This is a genomic window from Halorarius litoreus, assembly GCF_024362405.1.
Classification (GTDB): domain Archaea; phylum Halobacteriota; class Halobacteria; order Halobacteriales; family Haloarculaceae; genus Halorarius; species Halorarius litoreus.
The window spans coordinates 578,963-604,226 of the sequence record NZ_CP101454.1 but is presented as its reverse complement, the minus strand read 5'-3'; the positions used below and the strand labels follow the sequence as shown (position 1 = coordinate 604,226).

Below are 25,264 nucleotides of genomic sequence, written 5' to 3'. Positions count from 1 at the left end.
GACGAGCGCCCACTATCTCGTGAGTACGCCCCAGCGGTGTGCTCGACTCTAGCGTGATCGTCTCGGAGACGGGCTCACGAATCGACGGCTGAGCGGAGGGCGAAAACGAGAGTAAACGCGTCGACGGCTGTCTTGTTACCGGGCGCTCTCGATCCGATCGAGGAACGTGCGCTCTTCGTCACTCGGCGGGTCGATGGACTCGACGTCGTCGACCACGTCGATGTCGAAGCCGGTGTTCTCCTTGATCTCTTCGACCGACGAGTGGCTGTGGACGCCTTCGATCCGCATCTCCTTCGTCTCTGGGTCGAACCCGAGCAGCCCGAGGTCAGTGACGACGCGGATGCGCTCGACGGACGGGAGCCCAGCCTCTTCGCGTGCCGAGCCGCCGTCCAGGTAGCCGGGCGAGGTGATGAAGTCGACTTCCTCGACGAACCGCTGTTTCTCGTGTTTCGTCACGACGGTTAGTTCCTCGGCCAGTGCCGTCAGATCGCCGGCGCCGCCGCCGCCGGTCAGGCGAACCTTCGGAGCGTCGAAGTCACCGATCACGGACGTGTTGATGTTGCCGTGTTTGTCGATCTGTGCACAGCCGACCATGGCGCCGTCCATGTACCCCCGCTGGGTGAAGGCGAACGTGTCCGTAATCGACGGGAGCATCAGTGCCTGCCGCGAGACGCGCATCGAGTTCGTCGACGACGGGAAGTACTCCGTCGAGATCTCGGGGCCAATCGACCCGCCCTCGAAGACCATGACCAACTCCGGATTGTGCAGCCGCTGTGCCAGAAGGGCCGCTCGCATGGGAAGCCCGATGCCGACGAACGTCGTCCCGTAGTCCTCGATGAGGTGTGACGCGGTCACGACCATCTGGTCCTCGTCGGAGTACCCGGTGGGGTTCTCGTCGCTCATCGCCACGCCTCCCGGAGGTGTTCCGTCGCTTCGTCGTCTTTCGGCACGTTCTGCATACTGATGATACAGGAAAGGATCTCCTGGGTGTCGAACTCGTCGAGATACGCCTCGAAGCTGTCTGGCTCGTAGAAGTACCGCTGCAGGTAGTCCTCGATGCCGTCGAGTCCGTCTTCGGCGAGGGCGCGGCTGTACTCCTCGAAGTGGTCGAGCGACTGTTCGTAGTATCCCGGGCACTCGTGAGGGAAAGCCCCGAAGGGAACCGAGATTACCTTGTCGACACAGAAGTACGGGATGTCGGTGTCGCCCGACCGGATGTCGTCTTCGGAGACGATCTCTTCGCAGGTGACAATCGTCGTGTCGGCCGCCAGGGCTCCGTAGTAATCGATCTGTGGCATCCCCGTAAGCTGAACGTTGCCGTACCGGTCGGCCCGCTGTGCGTGAATGAACGCGACGTCGGGGACTGCAGCCGGGATGAGCGCGAGATCGGACCCGGTGAACGGGCACTCCTTGACGACCGTGTCGGTGACCTCGATGAGGTCCGACCCGAGCATCGTCCGGGTCGGCAGGTATGGAAGTCCCATGGCGGCGGCCATCAGGCGGAGGCAGTAGCCGTAGTGGCTCCACTCCTGGAGTTCCAGGTCCCCGTCCTCGATTGCCGTCCGCATGACGCGGGGGATGATCGGTGGCACGGCAGAACCGAGCCAGGACGTCACCATCGTGTCGGTCGTGTCCGATTCGAGGAGATAACTCCACTCGTAGCTGGCGAGGTTACGGAGTACGGTCGTTTCCGAGACGTCGGATCGGACCAGTTCCCACAGAAGCGCCATCGGTGTCCGTGAGTAGAACGTCCCACCGACGTATATGACGTCGCCGTCATCGACGAGGTCGGTCGCATCCTCCAGACGGCCTGTTTTCTCCACCAATCGGGTGTCCCGATCGGCAGAGGATTGGCGGACGTCCGTAATCGACGTAGGTAGCATTGCTTCGACCAATCAATCTACCGCAATCACATAAAGCTATCCGGATTTGAGCGCCGCGAACGGCTGCCCGAAACAAGGTTTGCCAGAGCGATACGTGGGTCGCTGAATCACGTACTCTGTAGTGGAGGATTCGAACAGCGCCCCATCTCTCCCCCCGGTACTTCTCGGCCGAAACCGACCGGTGTCGAAGCTCGATGAATTTTCTATGGTGGATGGCTGCTACCAGCTATGAACGTTCAACTCGGTCTGGCCCTGCTGACGGGGGTTCTCGCGGGCGGCTGCTTCAGCGTCATCGAGGTTCCAATTCCGGCACCGCCTAACCCCTCCGGCATCCTCGGAATCATTGGCATTTACCTCGGCTATCGAGACGTCGAGTGGGCGGGTGTCCACGTCGATGTTGCCGTGGTACTCTCGAGTGTAGAGCCACTGTGATGGCATCTTCCTCATCGGCAGAGAACGTGTGACAGTGCTGATCACGATCCAAACGGTGCAGCAGCAGTCGTCTCATCCGCCTCTCGCCGCTTGTCGAACCGTTTAGTAAGTACTACTCAGTACGAAAGATATATAGAAATTCTGAGCATTGATCGTACTCGATTTAGTGCTAAACGACAGGTTCCTTCTATCGGGCTACCCTTTACTGGTCAAGAAGGCTACTGCAGTGCCTGGGCGATTGGAAGCGGGGCACGATGGTTGGCTTCGTTGCGAAACGGGACGCATTCGTGAGCGACTCGCTCAGGAGTCGTGCCACCCATCCCACAGATTGTCCTCTGCCACCCAGTATAGCCCACATCGCTGGCCGAGGCCGAAAAATCCGAAGGATTACTGCACCTCGACCCCCCACCGCAAGGACACTTCCCGACGTTGTTCGGGAGGTACTTGCGTTCGATATCCGGAGATCGTACCTTGAGAGCTACCGTTCGCTCTAAACTGTCGCCCTCGTGACGCCGTGAGCGTGATCGCGCCTGTGAGGGCCTGAAACCACTGCCAATCGTCATATTGCGCGGGTTCGAGAGCCTCCTCACTCTTCGGTGCAACAGGTGCGGAATCCGGTCGAAAAATGGACCGGTCGGTGACGGCAATGCAGAGTCACTCCAGGGACGGCGGATCTCGAAAATAGTTCACTATCTGAATATTAGAGTTTCTAATATTATTTATGTCATGTTAGCAATCGATATACAGATAGAGTGCACACGATCGCTGCCATCTCCTCCCCGACCGAACGCTTAGGGGGACCGACGTGTACGTCTCGGGCATGAACTGGGCGGACACCGGCGACGGGCTCGACCTCGTCGCCAAGCGCGTCGACTTCCTCGACACGCTCGCGGACGCCCCACTCCACAAGCCGGCGCTCGTCGAGCGACTGGACCACTCGCGGTCGACCGTCGACCGCGCGGTTCGCCGGCTGGAGGCCGCGGGGTTCGTCGAGCGCGTCGACGGTGGCTTCCGGACGACGCTCGCGGGGCGGCTCGCCGCCGAGAGCTACCACACGTTCGTCGCGAACGCGGAGACGGTGCTCGACGGCGCCGGGTTCCTCGGCTCGCTTCCGCCGGACTGTACGCTTCCTCAGGAGGTCGTCCGCGAGAGTCGGATGGAGACGTTCGAGACGCCGGCCGCGGCGTTCGAGGCGCGGGTCGAACCGCTGCGCACGGCCACCGACTACGTCGCCCTGCTCCCCCGGCTCGACGATTCACGACAGCTCCGGCTCTGTCACGCCCGGGTGCGAGAGGGCATGACTGCCGACCTGCTCGTCGCGCCCCGTGTGCTGGAGCATCTCGAAACCGAGTTCCCTCGCCTTGCGGCCGATCTCGCGACTGCAGCGGGCGTCTCCATCTACCGCATCGAGGAGCCGCCGCCGTACGCGCTGTTCCTCGCACGAGGCGAGGGGGCGACGGTGTCGGTCGCTCCCGTGGCCGACGACGCGACGGGGCTGCTCACGGCCACCACGGCAGCCGCAGTCGAGTGGGCCGAGGCGACGCTCGCGGACTGCCGAGCGAGGGCGACCGACGTGACCGACGCGGTCGCGGCCTCGGTCGACGACCTCGACGAGACGCTGCTCGGCCGCCACGAGCGTCGCGGTCCGCCGGGCCTCACCGACATCGGCGTCGAGCGTGTGGACGCCACCTCCATCGCTCGACGGCCGCCGAACGACCCGGCGACCGGCTGGCGGGTCGGCTTCGACCTCGTGGACGTCTACTACGGCCACCCGTTCGAGCGCCACCACCCCGGAGAGGGGACAGAGAGCGCCGCCGCGCACCTCGTCGCCGCGCTCGCGGCCGGCGAGAACACGGTCGTCGTCGGGCCGCCGGGGTCGGGCAAGAGCACGCTCTGCCGGCAGGTGGCGGCCCGGTGGGTCGCTGCGGAGCGCGGCCCCGTCTTCCACCGCGCGACGCCCGTCGACACGACGTTCGACCGCCCGGACGTGCTGGCTTCGGCGCTCGACGGGGCCGACGGCCACGCCCTCGTCGTCGTCGAGGACGGTGACGACGAGGCGACCGTCGACGGACTCGCCGAGCTTCTCGAGCGAACTCGGTACGACAGCGCGGTGAGCGTCCTCGTCGAGTCGCGGGCGAGCGCGTGGCCGCCCACGCCCACGGAGGCCCGCAGCGCGGACCTGCTCCGCTCGCTCGAGCACTACCGGCTTGGCGAGCTGACGCGGGCGGAGTGTCACGACGCCGTCGCCGCGTTCGAAGCGGCGACCGGGCGGCCGGTTCCCCGCGACGGCGACGAGCTGTTCGCCACCATCCGCGACGGCGACGGCCCCGGCGACTGCTACCTGCTCGGCTACCTGCTGGCGGCGTACACGACCCCGGAGCCGTGGTCGACGGACACGAGCGTGGCGACGGGGCTCGAAGCCGATGCTCGGCGCGCCTATGCGGCGGTCGCCCCCGAGGGGCCGACCGACGACACGGTCGCGCTCGAAGTCGGCCTACTCGCGGCGCTGCTCACCGCGTCGAAACAGACGGTCACGCCGGCGGCGCTCCACACCGTCGCCGTGGCACACGCCGGCCCCAACGCCGACGCCACCGACCGGGCGCTCGCACAGCGCCGGGTCGACGCGGCCATCGACGACCTCCGCGGCGTCCTGCTGTTCGAGGGTGACGAGGCGTTCCGCACCCAGCACCCTCACTGGGCCGTTCGGTTCCTCGTCGCCGCGCTCGACGACGGCGACCGCGTGACCGTCGACGCGTTCGCCCGCGCGGTGTCGGCGCTGCTCACGCCCGCAGACGACCCGACGGTTCGCGACCGCATCGAGTCGTGGCTCGGTCGCGAGCTGGCGGGGTTCGACCGGTTCGAGACCGATGTCGACGCTACGATCGTGGAGCTGTTCGGCGTCGTCCGGCGGTCGACCGCGCTCGTCCCGCTGTTCGGGACGACCGACCGCTCGGCCATCTCGCTTCCGGACGCCTGTGCCCTCGAGACTCGCCTGGAAGCGCGGGCGGCCCGGCTGTTCGGCTGGTACAAGCGCGGCGACCTCGACCGTGCCGCGGCCGAGGCCGAGGGCCTGCTCGATGCGGCCGAGGCGCTCGACGACCCCGAGACGGCTGCTCGGTTCACCGTCCGGGCACGCCGTCGACTGGCGGACGTGGCCGACGACCGCGGTGACCCCGAGACGGCTCGCGAACACCTCGACGCCGGGCTGGTCGCTGCCCGCGAGGCCGGCGATCGGCGCGGCGAGACGCGCCTGCTCAGCTCGCTCGGGATGGTCGAACTCCACGCCGACGACTACGCGGCGGCCGAACGCGCCCTCACCGAGGCCGAGCGCGTCGGCGAGGCGCTCGGCGCCTCTCCCGAGCTGTCGGCGGCCGTCTACTACCTCGGGCGGCTCCACCGGAAGCGGGGGGCGTACGCCGAAGCCGAAGCGCGGCTCGAGGAGTCGCTGGCGCTCGACCGGGAACTGGGTGCGCCCCCCTCGGAGGAGGCGGCGACGCTCAACGCGCTCGGGACGGTCGCCGTCGACCGCGGGGCGCACGAGCGCGCGGAGGGCTACTACCGGCAGGCACTCGAACTCCAGCGGGAGGCGAACAACACTCGTGGCGTGGCGACGACGCTCGTCAACCTCGGCGACCTCGCGGTCGAGACCGGTGAGTACGACACCGCAGTGTCGTGTTTCGAGGAGTCGCTGGCGCTCGCCCGGGACATCGAGGCGGCCGTCGTCCACGGCGCCGCACTCGGCGGGCTGGGTCGGGTCGAGGCGGCTCGCGGCGCGTTCGACGCGGCCGAGCGTCACCACCGCGAGCGGGCGACCGTCGACGACTCGCCGCGGACCCGAGCCATCGTCGACCAGCGGCTCGGTGACGTGGCCGCCGCCCGTGGCGACCTCGACCGCGCGTGCGACCGATACGAGGCGGCGTTCGAGGCGTTCATCGACCTCGGGGCGACCGACCGGGCGGCCGCGACCGGGCTCGAACTCGTGGAGCGCTGTGTAGAGCGGGGACGAACGGCCGACGCCCGAGCGTGGCTCGAGCGCGTCGAGCGGCTGGCGAACGACGCCGACGAACCGTACCACGAGGCCATCGCGTCGTGGGGCGACCAGCTCGCGTCGGACTGAGCCTCAGCCGGTGACACCCCCCGTCAACCCGTGGGGTAATCCGTCCCGAGACCCGATGCTCGGCTGCGACGGTGGCTCGTCCACCGTTGCCGCTGCCGCTGCGCTCGTGGGGTGGGACGGGGCTGCACCTGTCCCCGCTGTCCGTGTCCTGAGCGGCCGCTGCGGTCGGTGACAGGCGCCCGGTACCTCGGCTGTAGTCGGGTCGTACCGGTCGACGGCGGCCGCTTGCTGTGCCATCGACTGGACGGCGGCCCGAGGCGTGTGGGAGGGTGCTATCCGGCGTGTAACAATGCGCGCGCTCGGTGACGCTCGTGTGTGCTCCCCCAGTCGCCCGACTGGTGGCCGTCGCCGAGCCACCGGTTCGAGACGCCCCGACAGTTCCCGCTGGAGGGACCGTGATGGACCGCCGCACCTACCTCTCGGCCGTCGGCGCTGCGCTATCGGCCACCGTTTTCCTCGACGGGCTCGGCGAGTCCCAGACCCCGGACACTCCGCCCCAGAGCGATGGGTCGGCCGCGGCGGTCGCCGTCGCCCCCGGGAGTCGCCGGACCGTCGCCATCTACGTCACCGAGGCGCTCGCCCGGACGGCGCGCGACACCGGCTACCCCTCGGTCGTGCGGCCCGCCGTCGCGGTGGCGAACCAGCTCGGCGCCTCGTCACCGTGGCTCCGGGCTCGCCTGGTCCACGAGCCCGTCGCGTTCGTCGAAGCCGACAGCCACCGGACGAACTGGCAGACGTGGCGCGAGACGGACGCGCTCGGCGAGGACGACGCGGCGCTCCTGTTGACGACCACGCGCGACGGCGAGTGGGACGGCTACGGCGGCGCGGGCTACGCCGTCGTCGAGGCCGAGGACCTCATCTACTACGAGGGCGGACCGTGGTCGGCCGCCCGGCGCAACACCCCCTTCGCGCAGACGCTCGCGGTCGCGTGCCACGAGGTCGGCCACGCCGTCGGCCTCACCCACGCCGACCACGAGGGCCTGCGAACGCCCCGCGGCGACCGCTACGTGACGCTGATGGGCGTGGGTGCGCCGGACGTGGACTACGACGGCTTCTTCATGGAGTTCAGCGAGGCAGCGACCCGACGGCTCGCCGGCAGCGTGCGAACCCGCTCGCAGTAGGGGTCGTTGCAGCCGTGGATACGAGGGGGGAGACCTATCGGTGTGGTGGTCGATACCACGAACCAATGAGCTCAGACTCCGACGGCCCGACGCCTCCGGGCACGGCGCCAGCGGCACCGAGCGACGCGTCGGCAACGGGCGAGGCTGCGTCCGTCGCCAGCCTGCCGCTCGCCCCGTACCCGCCACACCTCGGGCACCCGAAGCTCCACGTCCTGAAACAGATGCGCGACCCGCTGGCGTTCGCCGAGGAGGTGTTCGCCACCCGCGACGTCGCCCGGTTCCACCTCTCCGGGATGGGCGACTTCTACGGGGTGGCACACCCCGACTATTTCAAGCGCGTCCTGCTCACCGAGCGCGACCGCTTCCAGAAGACGGACGACTTCCAGATCGCGTTCGGCGAAGGCCTACTCACCGTCGAGGGCGAGGAGTGGCAACAGCAGCGGAACGTCCTCCAACCGCTGTTCACCCGCGACAGCGTCCTCGGGTACGGCGAGGGGATGGTCGAGCAGGTCCGCCGTCGCAGCGAGCGGTGGCAGGACGGCCAGCGGTTCGACCTCCAGGCCGAACTCACCGACATGACGCTCGACGTGCTGTTCGCGACCGTCCTGGGCCGCGAACTGGAACTCGACGGCGACGAGTCGATCCGCCAGGCGGCTGAACACCTCCACGACTGGTTCCTGCCCACGTCGTACTTCCTGCCGAACTGGATGCCCTCACCCGCGCGTCGCCGGTTCGACGCCGCGAAGTCGACGCTCCAGTCGGAGGCCCAGCGCCTGCTCGACGAGGCGGCGGGCGACGCTCCCACCGACCCGAGCGAGGCGACGGACCTGCTCTCGCTGCTGGTCGGGCTCCGGGAGGCGGGCGTCACGGACTCGGGGATGCTCTCGGACGAGCGGCTCCGCGACCAGATGGTGACCATCATCTTCGCTGGCCACGACACGACGACGACCTCGCTCACGTTCGCGTTCTGGGCGCTCGCGAACCATCCCGAGGTTCGAGAGACGTTCCACGCGGAGGTCGACGCCCTCGACGGCCCACCCACCATGAGCGACCTCGACGACCTGCCGTACACCGACACGCTGCTGACCGAGACGCTCCGACTGTTCCCCCCGGTCTACACCCTTCCCCGGAAGACGGCCGAGGACGTGGCGTTCGGCGGCTTTCGCGTCCCCGAAAGCGAGCGACTGATGCTACCGATTCGGGTCGTCCAGCGTGACCCGCGGTTCTTCGACGACCCGACGACCTTCCAGCCGGAGCGGTGGACCAAGGCGTTCCGACAGGAGCTCCACGACTTCGCGTACGCGCCGTTCGGCGGCGGGCCGCGCATCTGTATCGGCCGACAGTTCGCGCTCCTGGAGGCGAAACTCGCGCTCGCGACCATCGGCCGCGAGTACGACCTCTACTGGCTCGGCGAGAACGATCCGTCGGGGGAGCCACCGGTCGCCCCACAGATGACGACGCGGATGGAACCGGGGCAGCAGTTCCTCGTCACCGAGCGGTGACGCGCCAGAGGAGCGACCTGAGTTTGTAGGAGAGCGATCCGTTCTGGTAGCCGCGCCAGCCGTGCATCCCGCCCAGGAGCGTCGCGGCGTCGTACCCCTCGGCGTCGAGGAGTCGGGTCGCCCGCTTCGCCACGACACCCATCTTGCAGACCACCACGACCTCCCGGTCGTCGGGGATCTCGCCGAGGCGGTCACGGAGTGCGGTCTCGTCGCCCTGCCGAAGCGCGTCGTAGACGGGGACGTTCACGCTCCCGTCGATGGCGTTCGCTCGATACGCCTCGCGTGGCCGGATGTCGAGCAGGAACGGGGCGGCGTCCGTCTGTGCGGCGCCCGTCTGTAGACGGTCGGCCAGTTCGGCGGGCTGGATGCGTGTCATCGTCGACAGGATTGCACTGAGTGGACAAAACAGTGGTGTTTGTGGTGGGGGTCAGCGCATCCGCGACGGCGGGACGAGCAGGACGTTACAGTTCGCGCGGGCAGTCACCCGCTCGGAGACGCTCCCGAGGAGGAGCCGACGCATCGGGCTCAGCCCGCGAGCACCCAGCAGGACGGTCGAGGGGCGGAACGACTGCTCTGCCGCCAGTATCTCCTGGACGGGTTCACCCTCGACGACGCGCGTCTCCACGTCGATGCCGCGGCCCTCGAGGTCGTCCGCGAGTGCTGCGAGCCGCCCCTCGGCGTCGGCACGCCCCTCGTCGCGCTGCCGCTGTTCGGGCCCCAGGACGTGGAGCAGGAGTGCCTCCGTCGTCGCATGCTGGAGGTGGGCGAACTGGTCGAACGCTCGCTCGGCGTTCTCGGAGAAGTCCGTCGCGTACAGCACGCGTTCGAACAGGTGTTCGTGAGCGACATCGTGGTCGTCACCGCCGGTGATTCTGGTGACGAGCAGCGGCCGGGTGCTCGTCCGGGCCATGTTCCGCGCCGTGCTCCCGATGAGGCGGCGTTCGAGCGGGCTCTCGCCACGGGAGCCGACGACGACGAGGTCCGCGTGGATGCGGTCGGCGAGCCCGTTGATACGGCGGTGTGGCGTCCCCCGGACGGCGTGGGTCTCGACGCGGAACCCCGCGTCCTCGAAGATGCGTCGCTGTGCGTCGAGCGCGTTCTCGCCCCACTCGCCGAGGCTCTTGCCCGGGATTCCGGCGTAGACGTTCGGGCTGGTGACGGTGACGAGGTGGACCTCCTCGATGCCGTACCGGCCGAGACACTCGAGGCAGGCGCGCGACCGGACGGCGGCCTCGTTCGCGTCGGACAGGTCGGTGGCGAAGACGGCTCGCATACGCGAGCTACGGGACGTATCGCCATTACTATTGCGCAGATTAAACAAGACTACTCAGGGCGCCCGCCAGTCGCTGCGTTGTCCGTCGTGGAGGATGCCGTCGAGGCCGATGGCAACCCGGGCGCGAACGGGTCCCGCGTCCGGCCGGCGGAGCGTCAGCCGCTGGCGTTCGTCCGTGCTCCTCGTGACGGTCACGGGGTCGGTCCGCCCGCGGGCGACGACGCCCGATTCGGTTTCGAGGTCGAGCTGGACGGAGGCGCGGTCGGCCGGTGCGTCGCCGACGTTCCGGAGCAGGCTCTCGAAGCGCACCTCGCCGCCGCCGACGCGGAGCTCCCACGCCACCACGAGCACGGGGTTGCGGTCGACGGGCTGGAACGTCGCGCGGACGCCCTCGATGTCGGGTGGAACCTCGCCGACCCGCCACCCCGGTGCGGTGGTCTCGACGTAGTAATAGCGCTGGTTCTCGAACGTGTAGCCGTAGCCGGAGAACGCGTCGCCCGCGACGCCGAGCGCCATGTGGTTCGCGTCGAACAGCGCGAGCAGGACCGTGTCGTAGCCGAGGGCTTCGAGGATGGCTGCCAGCAGGACGCTCGTGTCCTCGCAGTCGCCGCCGCGGTCGACGAGCGTCTCGACCGGGTACTTCGGGTACTCGTCGAAGCCGGTGCCGACCGCGGCGGCGGTGTACGTGAGGTGCTGGACGAACACCATCGCGTGGTTGACCACTTCACGAGCGGAGAGCCCCTCGCGGTTCCCGTACTCGCGGAGCGCGTCGGCGAGCGACCGCACGTACTCGTCGTCGTAGGTGTCGGAGACGTAGCTCCCGTACGCGCCCGTCCGGGTGCGCCGGCTGTAGTAATCGTACAGCGCCTCGGGGACCGAGAGCGTGAACACGGTCTCGCGGCCGCCGAACGGCTGGCGGAACTCGCGGTCGAACGCGCCCTCGATGTCGGGGTCCGGCGCCGTCGAGCCATCGAGCCCATCGAGCCGAGGGAGACCGGTCGTGTCCGCTGGCGGCGTCGACGGCGCCGCCGTCGTCGTCGGGGTCCTGGCGCCGTCGGGCGACGGGCGTGGTGTCGGCGTCCGGTCGGGTGCAGTGGTCGTACAGCCGGCGACGCTCCCGGCGAGCAGGGCGGTCGCGAGGAACCGTCGACGGCGCATCTCGTGATCATGGCGGCCCGCCGTGTATAATCTCGTCGGCGTGACTCGTGTGGACCCAGACGAGCCAACTATCGTATTAATCTTTACTAGTAACCTTGAAATTCGGTCCATCCAACAGCCATTCGGTAGGTGCCAGAAACGGCGTATCTTAGGTAGAAAACCGATTACACGTGGATTTGACTACCAGAGTATTATCCCGACTTCAACACAAACAGTAGTGGATCTGTATTAGATTATTAATTTGTTTTCTTCCTGTTTAAACTCCTAAATGGTGTATATCTACATATACAACGCCATATTTGGGAAATAATGTCAAGTCTTGAAGGAAAACCCGTGCCTGGTCGCGTCGCCCCCGAACCACTGGGCTGGGAGCAATGATATGGCCCCATACGGCTCGAAACCGTCGATAATTACGTTCTGATGGGCTACTACGATACTCGTCTTAATAACTCATACAGATCTTCCACGGAGTATCCTCTAGGAGCGATTGAAAAACGAGACGGGGGGCCGTCTCGGTCGGGGCTCCCGCCCCGGACCCGCACCGGTGGCACGGGTGGAATGTCAGTGGATGCCAGACGCTGAGAGCAGTCGTACTGCCGGATAGGTCGGTTCCAGGTGCCACCATGGACGCCCTATTTGACACGACCCTCAGCAACGCATGGTAGACTATACCACGCCATATACGTTTCGGTGCGCTCGTCGGCCTGTGCGCACCGGTTCTATCGTTGTGCTTAATAGCTGTGGTACGATTGTTCATGGCATGCTTCATTCGAAAGGGCCGCTCCTGTCCGTCGACCTCGGGACACGGACTGCGTCCGAGGCGGAGATCGACGGCGTGCTCGAATCGTTCGTCGGCGGCCGGGGCGTCGGCACGAAACTGGCACACGACCGTATCCCGTTCGACGCGGACCCCCTCGGGCCCGAGAACCGCCTCGTGTTCGCGACGGGGCCGCTCCAGACCTCCCAGATGAGTTTCACCGGGCGAACGAGCGTCACCGGGCTCTCGCCGCTGACGAACGGCCTGTTGTCGTCGAACGCCGGCGGCTTCGTCTCCCGCCACCTCGCGGACACCGGCTACAGCGCCATCGAACTCGCCGGCGCGAGCGACGACCTCGTCGCCGTCCACGTCCGCGACGACGGCGTGGAGGTCGAGCCCGTGCCCGACCTCGCGGGCGCGACCGTCCCCGAGGTCGATACTGCGATGGCCGAGCGCCACGACATCGGGATGGACCAGCTCGTCGTCGTCGGCCCCGCCGGCGAGAACCGCGTCCGGTTCGCCGCGCTCATGACGAGCGAGACGCGCGCGTTCGGGCGGGGCGGACTCGGGGCGGTCCTCGGGGCGAAGAACGTCAAGTGCGTCTCCTTCGCGGGGAACTCCCGCCCCGAAATCGAGATCGACGCGGTCCAGGCCGAGGTTCACCGTGACGCGGCCACCTCCGACAGCATCATGAAAGAGCAGGGGACGACGAGCGTCACCGACCTCGCGAACGAACTCGGTGCGCTCCCCACGAAGTACTTCGAGCGCCTGCAGTTCGACGGTGCCGAGGGCATCAACGGCGACGCGGTCGCCCGGAAGAAGTACAAGAAGGGGACCTGCTCGCAGTGCGCGTTCGCGTGCAAGCTCCCGACCCGTGACGAGGACTCGGGACTGGAGACGGAGGGGCCGGAGTACGAGACGGTGATGGCGTTCGGCTCGAACCCGATGATCGACGACGTGGTGTCGGTCATGAAGTCGAACAAGCTGTGTGACGACCTCGGGATGGACACCATCTCCTGTGGCGACGTCGTCTCGGCGTATCTCGCGGCCGAAGGCGAGTTCGGCAACAGCGACCTCGTCCACGAGCTCATCGAAAAGATCGCGCATCGTGAGGGCGTCGGCGACCTGCTCGCCGAGGGCGTCCACCGCGCACACGAGGAGCTCGGCGTTGAGGACTGGTCGGTGAAAGGCATGGAGTTCTCCGCGCACGACGGGCGGAAACTCAACGGGCAGGGGCTCGGCTTCGCGACGTCGAACCGCGGTGCCGACCACATGTACTCGACCTTCTACGCCTACGAGTACCCGCTCGTCGACGGCGACTTCGCGTTCCCGCCGGAGGGGCTGGAGGGCAAGCCCGCGAAGCTGGTCGAGCAGGAGAACAAGCGGGCGCTGGAGGACTGTGGCGTACTCTGTCGATTCTCCCGCAGCATCATGACCGACGAGCGGTTCGAGCGGCTGTTCGACGCCGACTTCGACTCGCTGCTCGCCGTGGGGGGCCGCGTCGTCGAACTGGAGCGCCGGTTCAACAACGAACGGGGGTTCGACCGGAGCGACGACCGGCTCCCGTACGACCTCCCCGGCTTCGAGGCGGCACTCGACGCCTACTACGACGTGCGGGGCTGGAACCAGGACGGGACGGTCCCCGACGCCACAGGTAGCACGGCCGACTGAGGCGGATCAGGGCGCGTTCGCGGCGGCCGTCTCGGCGATGGCGTCGACCGCGCGGTCGAGATAGGCGTCGATGGTCGACGCGCCGACGATGGGGGTGCCGTGGACCGGCGCCCACACCGCCACGTCGTACGTCTCGACCAGTTCCTCGAACGCGCCGCGCATCTTCTCCGGGTCGAGGTACTTCACGAACGGCAGGGCGTCCTCGTTGTACGCTCGGATGTCGTCGACGCTCGGGAGGTCCTCGACGGTCCGACACACCGCCCGGCAGTCGCCCGGCCAGTGGTAGTGGCCCATGTCCGCGACGAACATCGTCTTCGAGCCGTGGTCGTACACCCACATCGAGTGGGCGGCGTCGACGAGCGGGGGCCACGGGAACGAGAGCGTCCGGCCACAGATGTCGCGGGTCTCGTCGTGCATGACGCCCGTCGACGGCCCCATCCCCAGCGCCTCGGGCGAGGCGGAAGTCCCGCTAAAGGAGGTGTAGAGGTCGAAGTCCCAGACCTCGCGGAAGGCGCGGGCGTTGGCGACGTGCGGGAGGTCGTAGTGGCTGAAGACGGCCGCCGCGACGCCTGCCTCGCCGACCACCTCGCCGATGCGGTCGCGGAGCGCGGCCTGGTGTTGGATGGCCCCCGTCTCCACGAGCACGTACCCCTCGGGCGCGTCGATGAGGTACGGCGAGATGTGGTGATGGCGGTCGGCCATCGCGTAACACTGGTCGACCCAGTAGACGTCGTCAGGGAGTTCGACGGCTGGTGGCTCGGACATGGTCATTTCAACTCCGCGAGCCGCCCACCGGTCGTTATCATCTCCACGACGGTCTTCGACAGCTCCAGGTGCGCGACGGCGTCTTCCCGGATGACGACGCCGTGGGCGGGCGCGAGGATCTGCGGGTCGTGGTCCTCGATGAGTTCGTCGATGGCCCGGTAGACGGCCTCGGGGTCACAGTACTGGAGCCACCGCAGCGCGCGCGCCTGCATCTCGATGATGCGCTCTGCGGTCACGGGAACGTCGAGTTCGTCGTTGAACTTCAGGCACTCGCCGTCCATGTGCAGCGATCCCATCCAGTCGGCGGTGAACAGCGCGCCCGATTCACGCTCTTTCATCCAGATGTGGAACGCCGTATCGGGGAACGCCGCCTCGACGAACTCGACGACGAGGCCACCGAGGTCGACGGTGTCGCCTACCTCGACCTTGCGGCCGCGGTCGAGGTAGTAGAGCTCCTCGCCGCGGCCGTACGCCGACGAGAGGAGTTCGGCGTCGGGATACTCACGGAGGATGGCGTTCGTGTTGCCTGCGTGGGGTGCCTCCGGGTGTGAGGGAACGACGTAGTCGAGGCCGTCGGCCCCCACGAGGTCGTCGAGTTCCGCGAGCAGGAGGTCGCGCGCGCCCGGCGACACCGTATCGTACAGCAGCGTCCGTTCGCCGTTCACCAGATACGCGTTGTTACAGACGTGTATCGAGCGGTCGGGGTCGTACCACGTCGGCAGTTCGTCACGGTTGTGGAACTCCTCGTCCATGACGGGCTTGTCGATACACTGCTGTATCTGGTATATCTCGGGACCGATGCGTCGTGCCATCTGGTTCTCGACTTCCCTTGTCGCCACCACTACTTGAATCTGTACGCCCGTGGGGAGCGACCGATAGACCTACGCGAGGCAGCACCGTATCGCGGTCATGGCGCGTATCAGCTACGTCGACCGCGAGTCGGTCCCCGAGGCGTACCGCGAGCAGTTCGACACCCACCTCGAGATCTCGCTGCCCGACGTCGAGGCGTACGAGAACGTCCAGGAGACGAACGTCGCGGGGGGCTCCCGGAACATCTACCGGCTGTTCGGCCACTTCCCGGTGTTCCTGGAGTCGCACCGCGAACACCTCTCCCTGATGTGGGAGACGTTCGACATCGACCCCCGCCAGCGGGAGTTGGCGCTGATGGCCGGCGCACGCGAGATGGGAAGCGAGTACGAGTGGCAACACCACGTCCCGGTGGCGCTCGACGAGGGCGTGACCGTCGAGGAGCTCCGGGCCATCTCCGCGGGCGAGTTCGACGCGTTCGACCCCGAGGAGGCGTTGCTGCTGGAGTACGCAAGCCGGTTCGTTCGCCGGGACATCGACGACGAACTCCACGGTCGAATGGCGGAACGGTACGACGATGCGGCGCTCATGGCGCTGAGCACGCTCCTCGGGTTCTACGTGTTCCTCGGCTACACGCTCGACGCACTGGACGTCGACCTCGAGGACCCGTTCGTCGGGTGGGACCTCCCGGGGTTCTGATTCAGCACGGCTGGCCGTCCATCACGCGTCCCGACCGCCGACACGACCCCGTCTCCGCACTGTGACGACGGGGACACCACCGTGATTCTCGTTCGACGATGCGGAACGCGGTCGCACGGGTCCTCACCCAGCCGAATCAGTCGCGCACCACTCGGGAGCGGGTGGGCTATGGTACCAACACACATGGGTGTGCTGGTTTTACTCTGGTAGATGCGTCCGCCGGTTGCCCGCCGCTCGGCCATAGCATTACAGTAGTACTCCTGTAATGGGTTCGCATCGACCGTTCCGCGATGCAGAATAGCTGTCCCGGATACGCCGTCCGACCCAAATCTTCATGCTCTCGTCTGGGTACGGTCGTGTATGGCGACCGAAGCAACCGCTGGCGACGCGACGCCCACCGAGCGGCTCGTCGACGCGTGTTACGCGCTCGACTGGCACGACGTGCCGCCGGCCGAACGCACGCACGCGGTCTCCCTGTTCACCGATTTCGTCGGCGTCGTCCTCGGGAGCGCGGACAGCGTCGAGTCGAGTCGCATCGTCCGTGACTACGCCCGCTCGTACGGCGGCGGTGCCGCGAGCATCGTCGGGGTCTCCGAGGGGGGGCCGCCCGCCGTCGCGGCGTTCGCGAACGGGACGGTCGGCCACGGTATCGAACTCGACGACACGCACAGCGGTTCGTCGGCGCATCCTGGCGCGGTGATCTTCCCCGCGGCACTGGCCGTCGCGGAGGCCGAAGGCGCGACCGGCCACGAGTTCCTGAGCGCCGTCGTCGCCGGTTACGAACTCATGATCCGTGTCGGGCGGGCGGCCGACCCGGCCGCGCTGTACGACCGTGGCTTCCACCCGACGGGCGTCTGTGGTGTGTTCGGGGCAGCGCTGGCAGCCGCCCGGCTGAAGGGACTCGACCGCTCGGCGACGGTCAACGCGGTCGGCCTCGCCGGGAGCTTCGCGGCCGGCAACCTGGAGTATCTCGCTGACGGGACGCTCTCGAAGCGCATCCAGCCGGGTGCCGCCGCCCGGTCGGGGGTGACGGCCGCGGAGCTGGCCGCGCGCGGCTACACGGGTCCCCGGACCATCCTCGAGGGGGAGAACGGCTTCCTGCAGGGCTACTCCGACGAGGCCGACCTCGACCGCCTGTTCGTCGACCTCGACGACGGCCACGAGTTCGAGATCGCCCGAACCGGCGTCAAGCCCCACGCCTGCTGTCGGTACAACCAGACGCCCATCGACGCGGTGCTGTCGCTCCGCGACGAGCACGACCTCGACCCGACCGAGGTCGACGGCATCACCGTCGGCGTGGTCGACGCCGCGTTCGGACTCGTCGCGGAGCCGTGGGAGGCCAAACTCGCGCCCCGGACGCCGACCGACGCGCAGTTCAGTCTCCCGTACAGCGTCGCCGTCGCACTCGTCGAGGGGCAGGCGTTCTTCGAGCAGTACCGCGAGCCCTTCCTGACGGACGACCGCGTGCTGTCGCTGGCCGAGCGCGTGGCTGTCGAACACGCTCCCGACCTCGAAGCGGCGTTCCCCGACCGGTGGGGTGCGCGCGTCACCGTCACGCGGACGGACGGAACGGCGGTGACGGCCGAGCTGGAGACGTGCAAGGGCGACCCGGAGAACATGTTGACGACCGCGGAACTCGACGCGAAGTTCCGGACGCTCGCGGGCCGCCAACTCGACGACGACGCGCTCGACCGGCTCACGGCGGCGACCCGGGAGATCGCGACGGCCGACGACGTCGAGGGAGTCACCGACCTGCTCAGTTGAATCGGTCGCTGTGCGTGAGGTTGAGTTCGAGTTCGTTCACCAGTCCCAACAGGAGGTCGGGAATCTCCGCTTCGAGCCACTCGCCCTGCAGTCGGTTGGCTGGGCCCGAGACGCTCAACGCCCCCACGACCTCGCCCGGCGCGCTCATCACTGGGACGGCGACGGCGTTGAGCCCCTCGATGGTCTCACCGCGATTGTACGCGACCCCCCGCTCGCGGATGGCGTCCAGTTCCTCGTACAGCGAGTCGCGGGTCGTGATGGTCGCGTCGGTCCGGGCTTCCAGCCCCCACTCGTCGATGATCGCGTCGACGCGCTCGCGGGGGAGCTGTGCGAGGATGGCTTTCCCGCCGGCGACCGTGTGGATGGGACGCCGCGTCCCGACCGTCGAGTCGGTCGTGACCGCATGCGGCCCGATGCCCCGGTAGAGATACACCGCCTGTCCGTGCTCTTCGACGATGAACACCGACCGCTCTTCGGTCTCCCTGGCGATCTCGTCGACGATACGCTTCGTGAGCGTGTAGCCGGGCCGGGTGTGCCGCGAGTACTCGCCCAGCTGGAGGAACTTCAGGCCGATGTTGTACACGTTGCCCTCTCTGACGAGGTAGCCGCTCTGTTCGAGCGTGGTCAGATGGCGGTGGGCGGTGCTCTTGGCGATGCCCAGATGCCCGGCGAGCTCCGACACCCCCGCACCGTCGAGCGCTACCAGCGCCTCGACGACGGCGAACGCGGTGCCGGTACTCTTCACTGTTCCAGACGACATACTCGCTACTGTACATACTCAGATATAAGTGTCCGCTCCGGTTCGGGTCGATTCCGGCGGCCGAGCCCAGTCGGGGAGCGAAACCGTGTGTACCGCACGGATTTATGCCGCTCCTCGCCCTCGTTCGTCCATGGCAGTCACCTACGACGACCTCGTCATCGACCTGCTCGGCCACGCCAGCATGCACATCGAGACACCGGACGGGCGACACGTCTACATCGACCCGTGGTCGGAGATGCTGACGGGCGAGGAGCCGACCGCGACGCTCATCGTCTCGACGCACGACGACTACGACCACTACGACCCGGAGGCCATCACGGCGCTCGCGGACGACGAGACGGCGGTCGTCACGTTCGCGGGCATCGACACCGCCGACCTCGGGCTCGCCACGACGCCGCTTGCCGTCGGCGACTCGGTCACCGTCGACGACATCGAGATCACTGCGGTCCCGGCGTACAACGACCCCGACGGCGAGCACGTCGGCGACGATGGGACGCCGTTCCACCAGCAGGGCGAGGTGATGGGTGTCGTCCTCACCATCGGCGAGACGACCGTCTACTACCCGAGCGACACCGACTTCCTCGACGAACTCGCGGACGTGCGAGCCGACGTGTTCATCCCGCCCATCGGCGGCCACTACACGATGGGGCGGCGCGAGGCCGCACGGTTCACCGAGAGCGTCGACCCCGACCTCGTCCTCCCGGTCCACTACGACACGTTCGAGGCCATCGAGACGGACGTCGAGGCGTTCGTCGCTGACGTCGAGGAACGGGGCTACCGGGCCGAGATACTCTGACCCGCCCGGTTTCAGCGCCGTGCGAGTCGCGCGGTGAGTGCGGCGGCGACGGCGAGCACGAGGATGAGTCCCGCAAACGCGGCCGTGTAACTCAGCTGCTCGGCGAGGAACCCCACGTACGTCGGGCCGAGGCTCCCGAACGCGATGTAGAGCGTCCGCATCGCCCCGAAGTCGCCCTCCATGTTCGCGGCCGGGAACTGGCCCATCAGGTGAACCTGCATGACCGGCGGGAACGCCCAGATGCCGACCGAGAACAGCAGGATGCTCGCCACGATGAGCGACGGCGTCGGCGCCAGGACGATGGCGAGGAACCCCACGACTGCGACGGTGAGCGCACCGGCGGCGACGGGGACGCGAGCGATTCGGTCGCCGAACCGGCCGGCCAGCGGCATCACCACGATGGCGACGACGAACATCGCCGCGAACCCGCCGCTCGCGAGCCCCTCGGAGAAGCCGCGCTCGACCTGCAGAAACGAGGGGAGGAAGTTGAGCATCCCCTGGACGACGAACGAGAAGAGGCCGAAGACGAGTGCTACCTGCGCAGCCTCCGTGTTCGCGCGGAGGCGGGTCCCGGTCGCTCGCAGCTGGAAGTCGACGCGGTTCACGACGTACGGCTCGCGCAACACGACGTGCAGGACGACGACGACGGCCAGCAGCAGGAGGACGACGGGGAGGAACGCCACCTGCCAGACGGCGACCGTCACCACGAGTAGCGTGACGCCGGCGGCCAGCGTCGAGCCGATGTTGCCCGCCCCGGAGTGGAGGCCGAACGCCTGCGAGCGGCGGCTGGTGAACGTATCCGACAGCAGCGCACGGGCGGCGACGAAGTAGAGCCCCGAACCGACGCCCGCGAGCACCATCCCGGCGGCGAGCGTGAGATACGACGTCGAGAGCGAGAGGGCGGCGAACCCGGCAGCGGACACGACGAGCGCCGCCACGACCACCGTCTTCCGCGAGAGCGCGTCGGCGAGCCGCCCGCTGGGGTAGTGGACCATCGCGTACGCCGCCCACATCAGCGTCAGCGCCGTCCCGACGGCGAGCGGCGACAGCGAGAGGTCCGCGGAGATGCGGGGGAGCAGCGGCGGAATCGTCTGGCGACCGAGCTGCAGCGCCAGCCACCCGACCGCAAGCGAGAGCGAGAGCCGTCCCTGGTACCCAGTGAACAGTCGCTCGCGCTCGGGCGTCGGAGCGTCGGCACGCTGTTCGGACGCGTTCACGGTGTCGAGGTGCGGCGGGACCGAATAAAGCTACCGTCCGGGCCGCCAGCGTGTGTGAGCTACAGGCATATCTTTATGTCTCTCGTTCCGTTGTGACTCGTAGAGAACCTACATGAGTTCGAGAGCAGCGGACCTCACCCCGACGACCGTCGAGGTAATCCGCAACCAGTTGGTGAACATCAGCGAGGAGATGCAGGCGCGAGTGATGAACTCGGCGTACTCGTCGATGTGGCAGGAGGCCGGCGATCTGTCGGCCGCGCTGTTGAGCCCGCGAGCCGAGGTCGCCGGCCAGTCACAGCGCGCCATCCCCATCCACGTGGCGACGATGGTCACGTCGGTCGGGCAGATCGTCGAGCAGACCGGGGGGTACGACGCCCTCGAGGCGGGGGACATCCTCATCCAGAACGACCCGTACTCGGGCAACAACCACCTCCCGGACTTCGTCGTCGCGGAGCCGGTGTTCTTCGACGACACGCTGCTCGGCTTCTCGGCCGTCCGCGGTCACTGGCTCGACGTCGGCGGCTCCTCGCCCACGAGCTACGCCATCGACACCGGCGAGATCCTGAAAGAGGGGATTCGCGTTCCCCCCGCCAAACTGTACGAGGCGGGCGAGCGCAACGACGCGCTCTACCGCGTCATCTTCGCGAACGTCCGCGACAGCGACGAGCGGGTCGGCGACTTCAACGCCCAGCTCGCGGGCGTCCGCCAGGGTCGCCGCCGACTCCAGGAGGTCGCCGAGAAGTACGGCGCCGAGACGGTCCGCGGGACGGTCGACCGGCTCCTCGAGAACGACGAGAAGCGGATGCGCTCGTGCATCGAGGCGCTGCCCGACGGCGACTACGAGGCCGAGGACTTCCTCGACGGCGACGGCATGACAGACGAACTGCTCCGCATCCACGCGACGGTCCGGGTCCGCGGGTCGGACATCGAAGTCGACTTCGCGGGCACCGACGGACAGGTGAGCGGTGGCATCAACGCTCCGCCGTCGGTGACGCTCGCGGCGACCCACTACGCCATCAAGTGTACGCTGAACCCGGGCATCCTCCGCACGTCCGGGGAGTTCCGCCCCGTCTCCATCTCGGCGCCCGAGCGGTCGCTCGTGAACCCCGAACACCCCGCGCCCGTGGTCGCCGGGAACCACGAGACCGCGAATCGGGTGTTCGACACCGTGGTTCGTGCCATCGGGACCATCGACGAAGCCCTCGTGTTCGGCGCGGGCGAGGGGAGCACGAACGGGCTCACCTATCGCTCGCTCGCCTCGAAGGTCGCGAACCGGACCCGTGGGATGGGTGGGGCGGGTGCCTGTGCCGTCCGCGACGGCATCAACGGCATCCGCTCGGGCGTCGGCAACACCGGCATCGAGCCGGTCGAACGGTTCGAGGAGCGGTACGACTACGTCACCATCGACGAGTTCTCCATCGTGCCCGACACGGGCGGCTGCGGGCGGTTCCGCGGCGGCAACGCCACCCGGCTGACGACCCGGTTCGCCGACGACGTGGAGCTCATCGTCACCAGCGACCGCGCGAAGACCGGCCCCTACGGGGTGGCCGGTGGCCGCGAGGGCGCGAGCGCCCGACACGTCCACCACACGCCCGAGGGTGCTCAGCACGAGCTCCCGTCGAAGTGCTCGACGACGCTCGACGCCGGCTCGGCGTTCGAACTGCAGCCGGCGGGCGGTGGCGGCTACGGCGACCCCCACGACCGACCGCCCGAGCGCGTCCTCGACGACGTGCTCGACGGCTACATCTCCCGCGAATCGGCCCGCGAGACGTACGGTGTGGCCGTTCGGGGCGACCCACCCGAAGTGGACTGGGCGACCACGGAGGAGCTCCGCGATGCCGAGTGAGTGCAGCCGCGCCCCCCACCGGAAAGCGTATGAACGCCTCCCACAACCCGACTACCAATGCACCGAGTGAGCGTCGACACCGGGGGGACCTTCACCGACACGGTACTGCTGGCCGACGGTGTGGTCCACACGGTGAAGACCCCGACGACCGACGACCTGATCACCGGCATCATGACCGGCATCGAACGCGCCTGCGACGACGCGGCCGTCTCGCCGGCGGACATCGAGCGGTTCACCCACGGCAGCACCGTCGCCGTCAACGCCCTCATCGAAGGTGAGGGCGCGACGACCGCACTCATCACCACTCGCGGGTTCCGTGACGTCCTCGAAATCGGCCGCGGGTTCCGACGCAGTGAACTGCTGTACGACCCCTGTGGCACGTACGAACCGCCGCTGATTCCACGCCGCCGCCGCTACGAGGTGACCGAGCGGATGGGTGTCGACGGCGAGGTGGCCACGCCGCTCGCGCTCTCCGAGGTCGACGACGTGGTCGAGCGCCTCCCCGACGACGTCGAGGCGGTCGCCGTCTGCTTCCTCCACGCGCACAAGAACGGCGCCCACGAGCGCCAGGTCGCCGAGCGCATCGCCGAACTCGCGCCCGACCTCGAGGTGAGCATCTCGGTGGCGGTCTCCCCCGAGATCCGCGAGTACCGGCGGACGGCGACGACGGCCGTCGACGCCTACCTGAAACCGAAGGTCGCCTCCTACATCTCGCAGCTCGAAGCCGAGTGCGAGGCGGCGGGGATGTCGGCTGCCCTCGACATCATGAAGTCCGACGGCGGGAGCGCCCGCTCGGTCATCGCGAAGGAGCGACCCGTCACGCAGACCGTCTCCGGGCCGGTCGGCGGCGTGAAGACCGCCCAGTACCTCGGCGAGCAGACGGGACTCCAGAACCTCATCACCTTCGACATGGGCGGCACGTCGTGTGACACGGCCATCGTCGTCGACGGTGAACCGGTAGAGACCGCCTATCGCGACCTCCGTGGAATGACCATCAACGGGCCGTTCGTGAACATCGAGACCGTCGGTGCCGGCGGCGGCTCCATCGCGTGGATCGACGAGGTCGGATCGCTCCAGCTCGGCCCGCAGAGCGCCGGCTCCGTCCCCGGGCCGGTGTGTTACGGCCGCGGCGGCGAGCAGCCGACGGTGACGGACGCCGACCTCGTCCTCGGGCTGTTGAACCCCGAGAACTTCGCGGGCGGCGAGTTCGACCTCGACGCCGCGGCCGCGGAGACAGCCATCCGCGAACGGGTCGCCGAGCCGCTCGACCTCTCGCTCGAGGAGGCGGCCGTCGGCATCAAGACCGTCATCGACGCCAACATGGCCGGCGCGGTTCGGACGGTGTCGGTCGAGGAGGGGTTCGACCCCCGCGAGTTCGGCCTCGTCGGCTACGGCGGCGCCGGCCCGATGCACGCCTGCGACGTCGCGCTCGAACTCGGCATCGAGACGGTCGTCTTCCCGGACAACCCGGGGCTGACCTCCGCGATGGGCTGTCTGCTCTCCGACATCAAACACGACTACGTCCGGTCGGTCCTCACGACGGTCGACGTGGCCGACCACGACGCGCTGAACGCGGTCGTCGACGATCTCCAGCGCGACGGGACGGCCGACCTCGACGCCGAGGAGGTCCCTGCGGACAGCCGGTCGGTCGCCATCTCGATGGACCTGCGGTATCTCGGGCAGGCGCACAACCTGAACGTCGCGCTCGACGGCGACCGGGTCGACGACGCGACCCTCGCCGACATCGTCGAGCGGTTCGAGCGCCGCCACGAGGACCGCTACGGCTTCGTCGACGAGCGCAACCCGGTCGAGATCGTCAACGTTCGGGTGACGACTATCGGGCACACGGCCATCCCCGAACGGCAGCCAGCCGCCGCTCCGGATGCCCCGGTCGACGCGGCGAAACGCGGCACCCGCGAGGTCGTCCTCGACGAGGAGACGACCGCCGAGGTGCCGTTCTACGACGGCAACGCGGTCGGCCCGGGCCACGAACTCTCGGGGCCGGCCGTCGTCGAACTCGACAACTCCACCGTCTGGCTCCCCCCCGAGTTCGACGCGACGGTCGACGCCTACCGGAACATCGTCGCCCGCCGGAACTGAGCGGCGCACAAACTATTTCTCGTCTCGCAGCACCCCTGAGCCATGGACGACGCAGTACGCGATGCGTTCCCCGAACTCGACGACATCGACGACGCCGACCTCGCCGACCGCGCGGCCCGCGTCTGGGCCGACGGCCTCGAAGCGAGCGACTTCGAACGGCTCGACGAGGTGCCGTTCTCCCCGAAGTACGAGGCCGACATCGGTGACGTTCGACTCGTCGACCACACCCGCGACGTGACGCGCTGGGCGATGGCGCTCGCCGACGCCGCCGTCTCGCTGCAGGGCGTGGCGCTCGACCGCGACACGGTCGTCGCGGGCGCGCTGCTCCACGACGTGAGCAAACTCCACGAGTATTCGGGGTACGACGGCGAGACGTTCGGTGACCACGTTCCCCACCCCTACTACGGGGTCCACATGGTGGCTGTGGCCGGGCTCCCGACGCCAATCCAGCACATCGTCGTCTCGCACAGCGGGTCCACGCCGGTCGAGCCCCGGAGCATCGAGGCGAAGCTCGTCGAGTACGCCGACCTCCTCGCGGTTCACGGGCTGTTCTGGAACGAGGGGGAGAAACTGTTTCCGAACGGCTGACCGCTGAC

The 25,264-nt window shown here is 68.0% G+C and carries 20 protein-coding genes; 11 read left to right on the top strand and 9 right to left on the bottom strand.

Features of this window, described 5'->3' with window-relative positions; genetic code table 11:
- Nucleotides 1-135: 135 nt before the first annotated feature.
- Both NL126_RS03195 and NL126_RS03190 read right to left on the bottom strand, forming a co-directional pair.
- A complete protein-coding gene (locus NL126_RS03195) occupies nt 136-903 on the bottom strand; it encodes a CoA-transferase subunit beta (protein WP_255197469.1) in 768 nt (255 codons plus the stop codon).
- Complete coding sequence (locus NL126_RS03190; RefSeq protein WP_255197468.1) at nt 900-1,823, bottom strand: CoA transferase subunit A; 924 nt, start codon at nt 1,821-1,823, stop codon at nt 900-902. The genes NL126_RS03195 and NL126_RS03190 overlap by 4 nt, the downstream gene beginning before the upstream one ends.
- A 288-nt stretch (nt 1,824-2,111) precedes the next feature.
- On the opposite strand from NL126_RS03190, the gene NL126_RS03185 reads away from it, so the two are divergent.
- The 4 genes from NL126_RS03185 to NL126_RS03170 all read left to right on the top strand — a co-directional run bounded on the left by NL126_RS03185 (nt 2,112) and on the right by NL126_RS03170 (nt 9,055).
- The gene (locus NL126_RS03185) at nt 2,112-2,315 is read left to right on the top strand and encodes a XapX domain-containing protein (protein ID WP_255197467.1); all 204 of its coding nucleotides are present in this window, start codon (nt 2,112-2,114) and stop codon (nt 2,313-2,315) included.
- Between the two features lie 820 nt (nt 2,316-3,135).
- Nucleotides 3,136-6,432: a tetratricopeptide repeat protein gene (locus NL126_RS03180; RefSeq protein ID WP_255197466.1), complete on the top strand. Its 3,297-nt coding sequence runs from the start codon at nt 3,136-3,138 to the stop codon at nt 6,430-6,432.
- 398 nt (nt 6,433-6,830) lie between these two features.
- Complete coding sequence (locus tag NL126_RS03175) at nt 6,831-7,553, top strand: astacin family metallopeptidase (RefSeq protein WP_255197465.1); 723 nt, start codon at nt 6,831-6,833, stop codon at nt 7,551-7,553.
- A 65-nt stretch (nt 7,554-7,618) separates the two neighbouring features.
- Entirely contained in the window at nt 7,619-9,055 is a 1,437-nt protein-coding gene (locus NL126_RS03170) for a cytochrome P450 (protein WP_255197464.1), read from the top strand.
- On the opposite strand, the gene NL126_RS03165 is transcribed toward NL126_RS03170, so the two are convergent.
- From NL126_RS03165 to NL126_RS03155, 3 genes are read right to left on the bottom strand one after another with little or no spacing between them, the layout of a single operon-like run.
- Nucleotides 9,042-9,431, bottom strand: coding sequence for a rhodanese-like domain-containing protein (locus NL126_RS03165; RefSeq protein WP_255197463.1), 390 nt, complete (start codon nt 9,429-9,431; stop codon nt 9,042-9,044). The two genes, NL126_RS03170 and NL126_RS03165, sit on opposite strands and share 14 nt — an antisense overlap.
- 51 nt (nt 9,432-9,482) lie before the next feature.
- Nucleotides 9,483-10,328, bottom strand: coding sequence for a universal stress protein (locus NL126_RS03160; protein WP_255197462.1), 846 nt, complete (start codon nt 10,326-10,328; stop codon nt 9,483-9,485).
- A gap of 54 nt (nt 10,329-10,382) precedes the next feature.
- Nucleotides 10,383-11,486, bottom strand: a complete 1,104-nt coding sequence (locus tag NL126_RS03155) for a copper amine oxidase (protein WP_255197461.1) — start codon at nt 11,484-11,486, stop codon at nt 10,383-10,385.
- A gap of 760 nt (nt 11,487-12,246) precedes the next feature.
- Between NL126_RS03155 and NL126_RS03150 the strand changes: the two genes are divergently transcribed.
- Complete coding sequence (locus NL126_RS03150) at nt 12,247-13,914, top strand: aldehyde ferredoxin oxidoreductase family protein (protein ID WP_255197460.1); 1,668 nt, start codon at nt 12,247-12,249, stop codon at nt 13,912-13,914.
- A gap of 6 nt (nt 13,915-13,920) precedes the next feature.
- Here the strand turns inward: NL126_RS03150 and NL126_RS03145 are convergent, their stop codons facing one another.
- Nucleotides 13,921-14,679, bottom strand: a complete 759-nt coding sequence (locus NL126_RS03145; protein ID WP_255197459.1) for an MBL fold metallo-hydrolase — start codon at nt 14,677-14,679, stop codon at nt 13,921-13,923.
- Nucleotides 14,680-14,681: 2 nt separating this feature from the next.
- Nucleotides 14,682-15,491 carry an MBL fold metallo-hydrolase gene (locus tag NL126_RS03140; protein ID WP_255197458.1) on the bottom strand — a complete coding sequence of 270 codons (810 nt, stop codon included), beginning with the start codon at nt 15,489-15,491 and terminating at the stop codon, nt 14,682-14,684.
- Between the two features lie 97 nt (nt 15,492-15,588).
- Here NL126_RS03140 and NL126_RS03135 point away from each other — a divergent pair, with 97 nt between their 5' ends.
- Nucleotides 15,589-16,185: a carboxymuconolactone decarboxylase family protein gene (locus NL126_RS03135; protein WP_255197457.1), complete on the top strand. Its 597-nt coding sequence runs from the start codon at nt 15,589-15,591 to the stop codon at nt 16,183-16,185.
- 360 nt (nt 16,186-16,545) lie between these two features.
- Nucleotides 16,546-17,949, top strand: a complete 1,404-nt coding sequence (locus NL126_RS03130) for an MmgE/PrpD family protein (RefSeq protein WP_255197456.1) — start codon at nt 16,546-16,548, stop codon at nt 17,947-17,949.
- Here NL126_RS03130 and NL126_RS03125 read toward each other — a convergent pair.
- Nucleotides 17,942-18,709 (bottom strand): IclR family transcriptional regulator, encoded by a 768-nt coding sequence (locus NL126_RS03125; RefSeq protein ID WP_255197455.1) that lies wholly within the window; start codon nt 18,707-18,709, stop codon nt 17,942-17,944. The genes NL126_RS03130 and NL126_RS03125 overlap by 8 nt on opposite strands.
- A gap of 130 nt (nt 18,710-18,839) precedes the next feature.
- Here NL126_RS03125 and NL126_RS03120 point away from each other — a divergent pair, with 130 nt between their 5' ends.
- Nucleotides 18,840-19,505 carry an MBL fold metallo-hydrolase gene (locus NL126_RS03120; RefSeq protein WP_255197454.1) on the top strand — a complete coding sequence of 222 codons (666 nt, stop codon included), beginning with the start codon at nt 18,840-18,842 and terminating at the stop codon, nt 19,503-19,505.
- Nucleotides 19,506-19,516: 11 nt separating this feature from the next.
- On the opposite strand, the gene NL126_RS03115 is transcribed toward NL126_RS03120, so the two are convergent.
- Nucleotides 19,517-20,722 (bottom strand): MFS transporter, encoded by a 1,206-nt coding sequence (locus tag NL126_RS03115; protein ID WP_255197453.1) that lies wholly within the window; start codon nt 20,720-20,722, stop codon nt 19,517-19,519.
- A 112-nt stretch (nt 20,723-20,834) separates the two neighbouring features.
- Here NL126_RS03115 and NL126_RS03110 point away from each other — a divergent pair, with 112 nt between their 5' ends.
- Genes NL126_RS03110 through NL126_RS03100 form a run of 3 tightly spaced genes read left to right on the top strand, consistent with a single transcriptional unit; the run spans nt 20,835 to nt 25,256 of the window.
- Nucleotides 20,835-22,568, top strand: a complete 1,734-nt coding sequence (locus tag NL126_RS03110) for a hydantoinase B/oxoprolinase family protein (RefSeq protein ID WP_255197452.1) — start codon at nt 20,835-20,837, stop codon at nt 22,566-22,568.
- Nucleotides 22,569-22,625: 57 nt separating this feature from the next.
- Nucleotides 22,626-24,668: a hydantoinase/oxoprolinase family protein gene (locus NL126_RS03105; protein ID WP_255197451.1), complete on the top strand. Its 2,043-nt coding sequence runs from the start codon at nt 22,626-22,628 to the stop codon at nt 24,666-24,668.
- 42 nt (nt 24,669-24,710) lie between these two features.
- A complete protein-coding gene (locus tag NL126_RS03100) occupies nt 24,711-25,256 on the top strand; it encodes an HD domain-containing protein (RefSeq protein ID WP_255197450.1) in 546 nt (181 codons plus the stop codon).
- The last annotated feature ends 8 nt before the right edge of the window (nt 25,257-25,264 follow it).

Bases quoted from the DNA above. Each gene is read 5' to 3' on its own strand.
- NL126_RS03170 (WP_255197464.1), top strand. From the start codon at position 7,619: ATGAGCTCAGACTCCGACGGCCCGACGCCTCCGGGCACGGCGCCAGCG.
- NL126_RS03185 (WP_255197467.1), top strand. From the start codon at position 2,112: ATGAACGTTCAACTCGGTCTGGCCCTGCTGACGGGGGTTCTCGCGGGC.
- NL126_RS03140 (WP_255197458.1), bottom strand. From the start codon at position 15,491: ATGGCACGACGCATCGGTCCCGAGATATACCAGATACAGCAGTGTATC.
- NL126_RS03110 (WP_255197452.1), top strand. From the start codon at position 20,835: ATGAGTTCGAGAGCAGCGGACCTCACCCCGACGACCGTCGAGGTAATC.
- NL126_RS03165 (WP_255197463.1), bottom strand. From the start codon at position 9,431: ATGACACGCATCCAGCCCGCCGAACTGGCCGACCGTCTACAGACGGGC.
- NL126_RS03130 (WP_255197456.1), top strand. From the start codon at position 16,546: ATGGCGACCGAAGCAACCGCTGGCGACGCGACGCCCACCGAGCGGCTC.
- NL126_RS03155 (WP_255197461.1), bottom strand. From the start codon at position 11,486: ATGCGCCGTCGACGGTTCCTCGCGACCGCCCTGCTCGCCGGGAGCGTC.
- NL126_RS03145 (WP_255197459.1), bottom strand. From the start codon at position 14,679: ATGTCCGAGCCACCAGCCGTCGAACTCCCTGACGACGTCTACTGGGTC.
- NL126_RS03175 (WP_255197465.1), top strand. From the start codon at position 6,831: ATGGACCGCCGCACCTACCTCTCGGCCGTCGGCGCTGCGCTATCGGCC.
- NL126_RS03180 (WP_255197466.1), top strand. From the start codon at position 3,136: ATGAACTGGGCGGACACCGGCGACGGGCTCGACCTCGTCGCCAAGCGC.
- NL126_RS03105 (WP_255197451.1), top strand. From the start codon at position 22,626: ATGCACCGAGTGAGCGTCGACACCGGGGGGACCTTCACCGACACGGTA.
- NL126_RS03125 (WP_255197455.1), bottom strand. From the start codon at position 18,709: ATGTCGTCTGGAACAGTGAAGAGTACCGGCACCGCGTTCGCCGTCGTC.
- NL126_RS03135 (WP_255197457.1), top strand. From the start codon at position 15,589: ATGGCGCGTATCAGCTACGTCGACCGCGAGTCGGTCCCCGAGGCGTAC.
- NL126_RS03150 (WP_255197460.1), top strand. From the start codon at position 12,247: ATGCTTCATTCGAAAGGGCCGCTCCTGTCCGTCGACCTCGGGACACGG.
- NL126_RS03120 (WP_255197454.1), top strand. From the start codon at position 18,840: ATGGCAGTCACCTACGACGACCTCGTCATCGACCTGCTCGGCCACGCC.
- NL126_RS03195 (WP_255197469.1), bottom strand. From the start codon at position 903: ATGAGCGACGAGAACCCCACCGGGTACTCCGACGAGGACCAGATGGTC.
- NL126_RS03100 (WP_255197450.1), top strand. From the start codon at position 24,711: ATGGACGACGCAGTACGCGATGCGTTCCCCGAACTCGACGACATCGAC.
- NL126_RS03160 (WP_255197462.1), bottom strand. From the start codon at position 10,328: ATGCGAGCCGTCTTCGCCACCGACCTGTCCGACGCGAACGAGGCCGCC.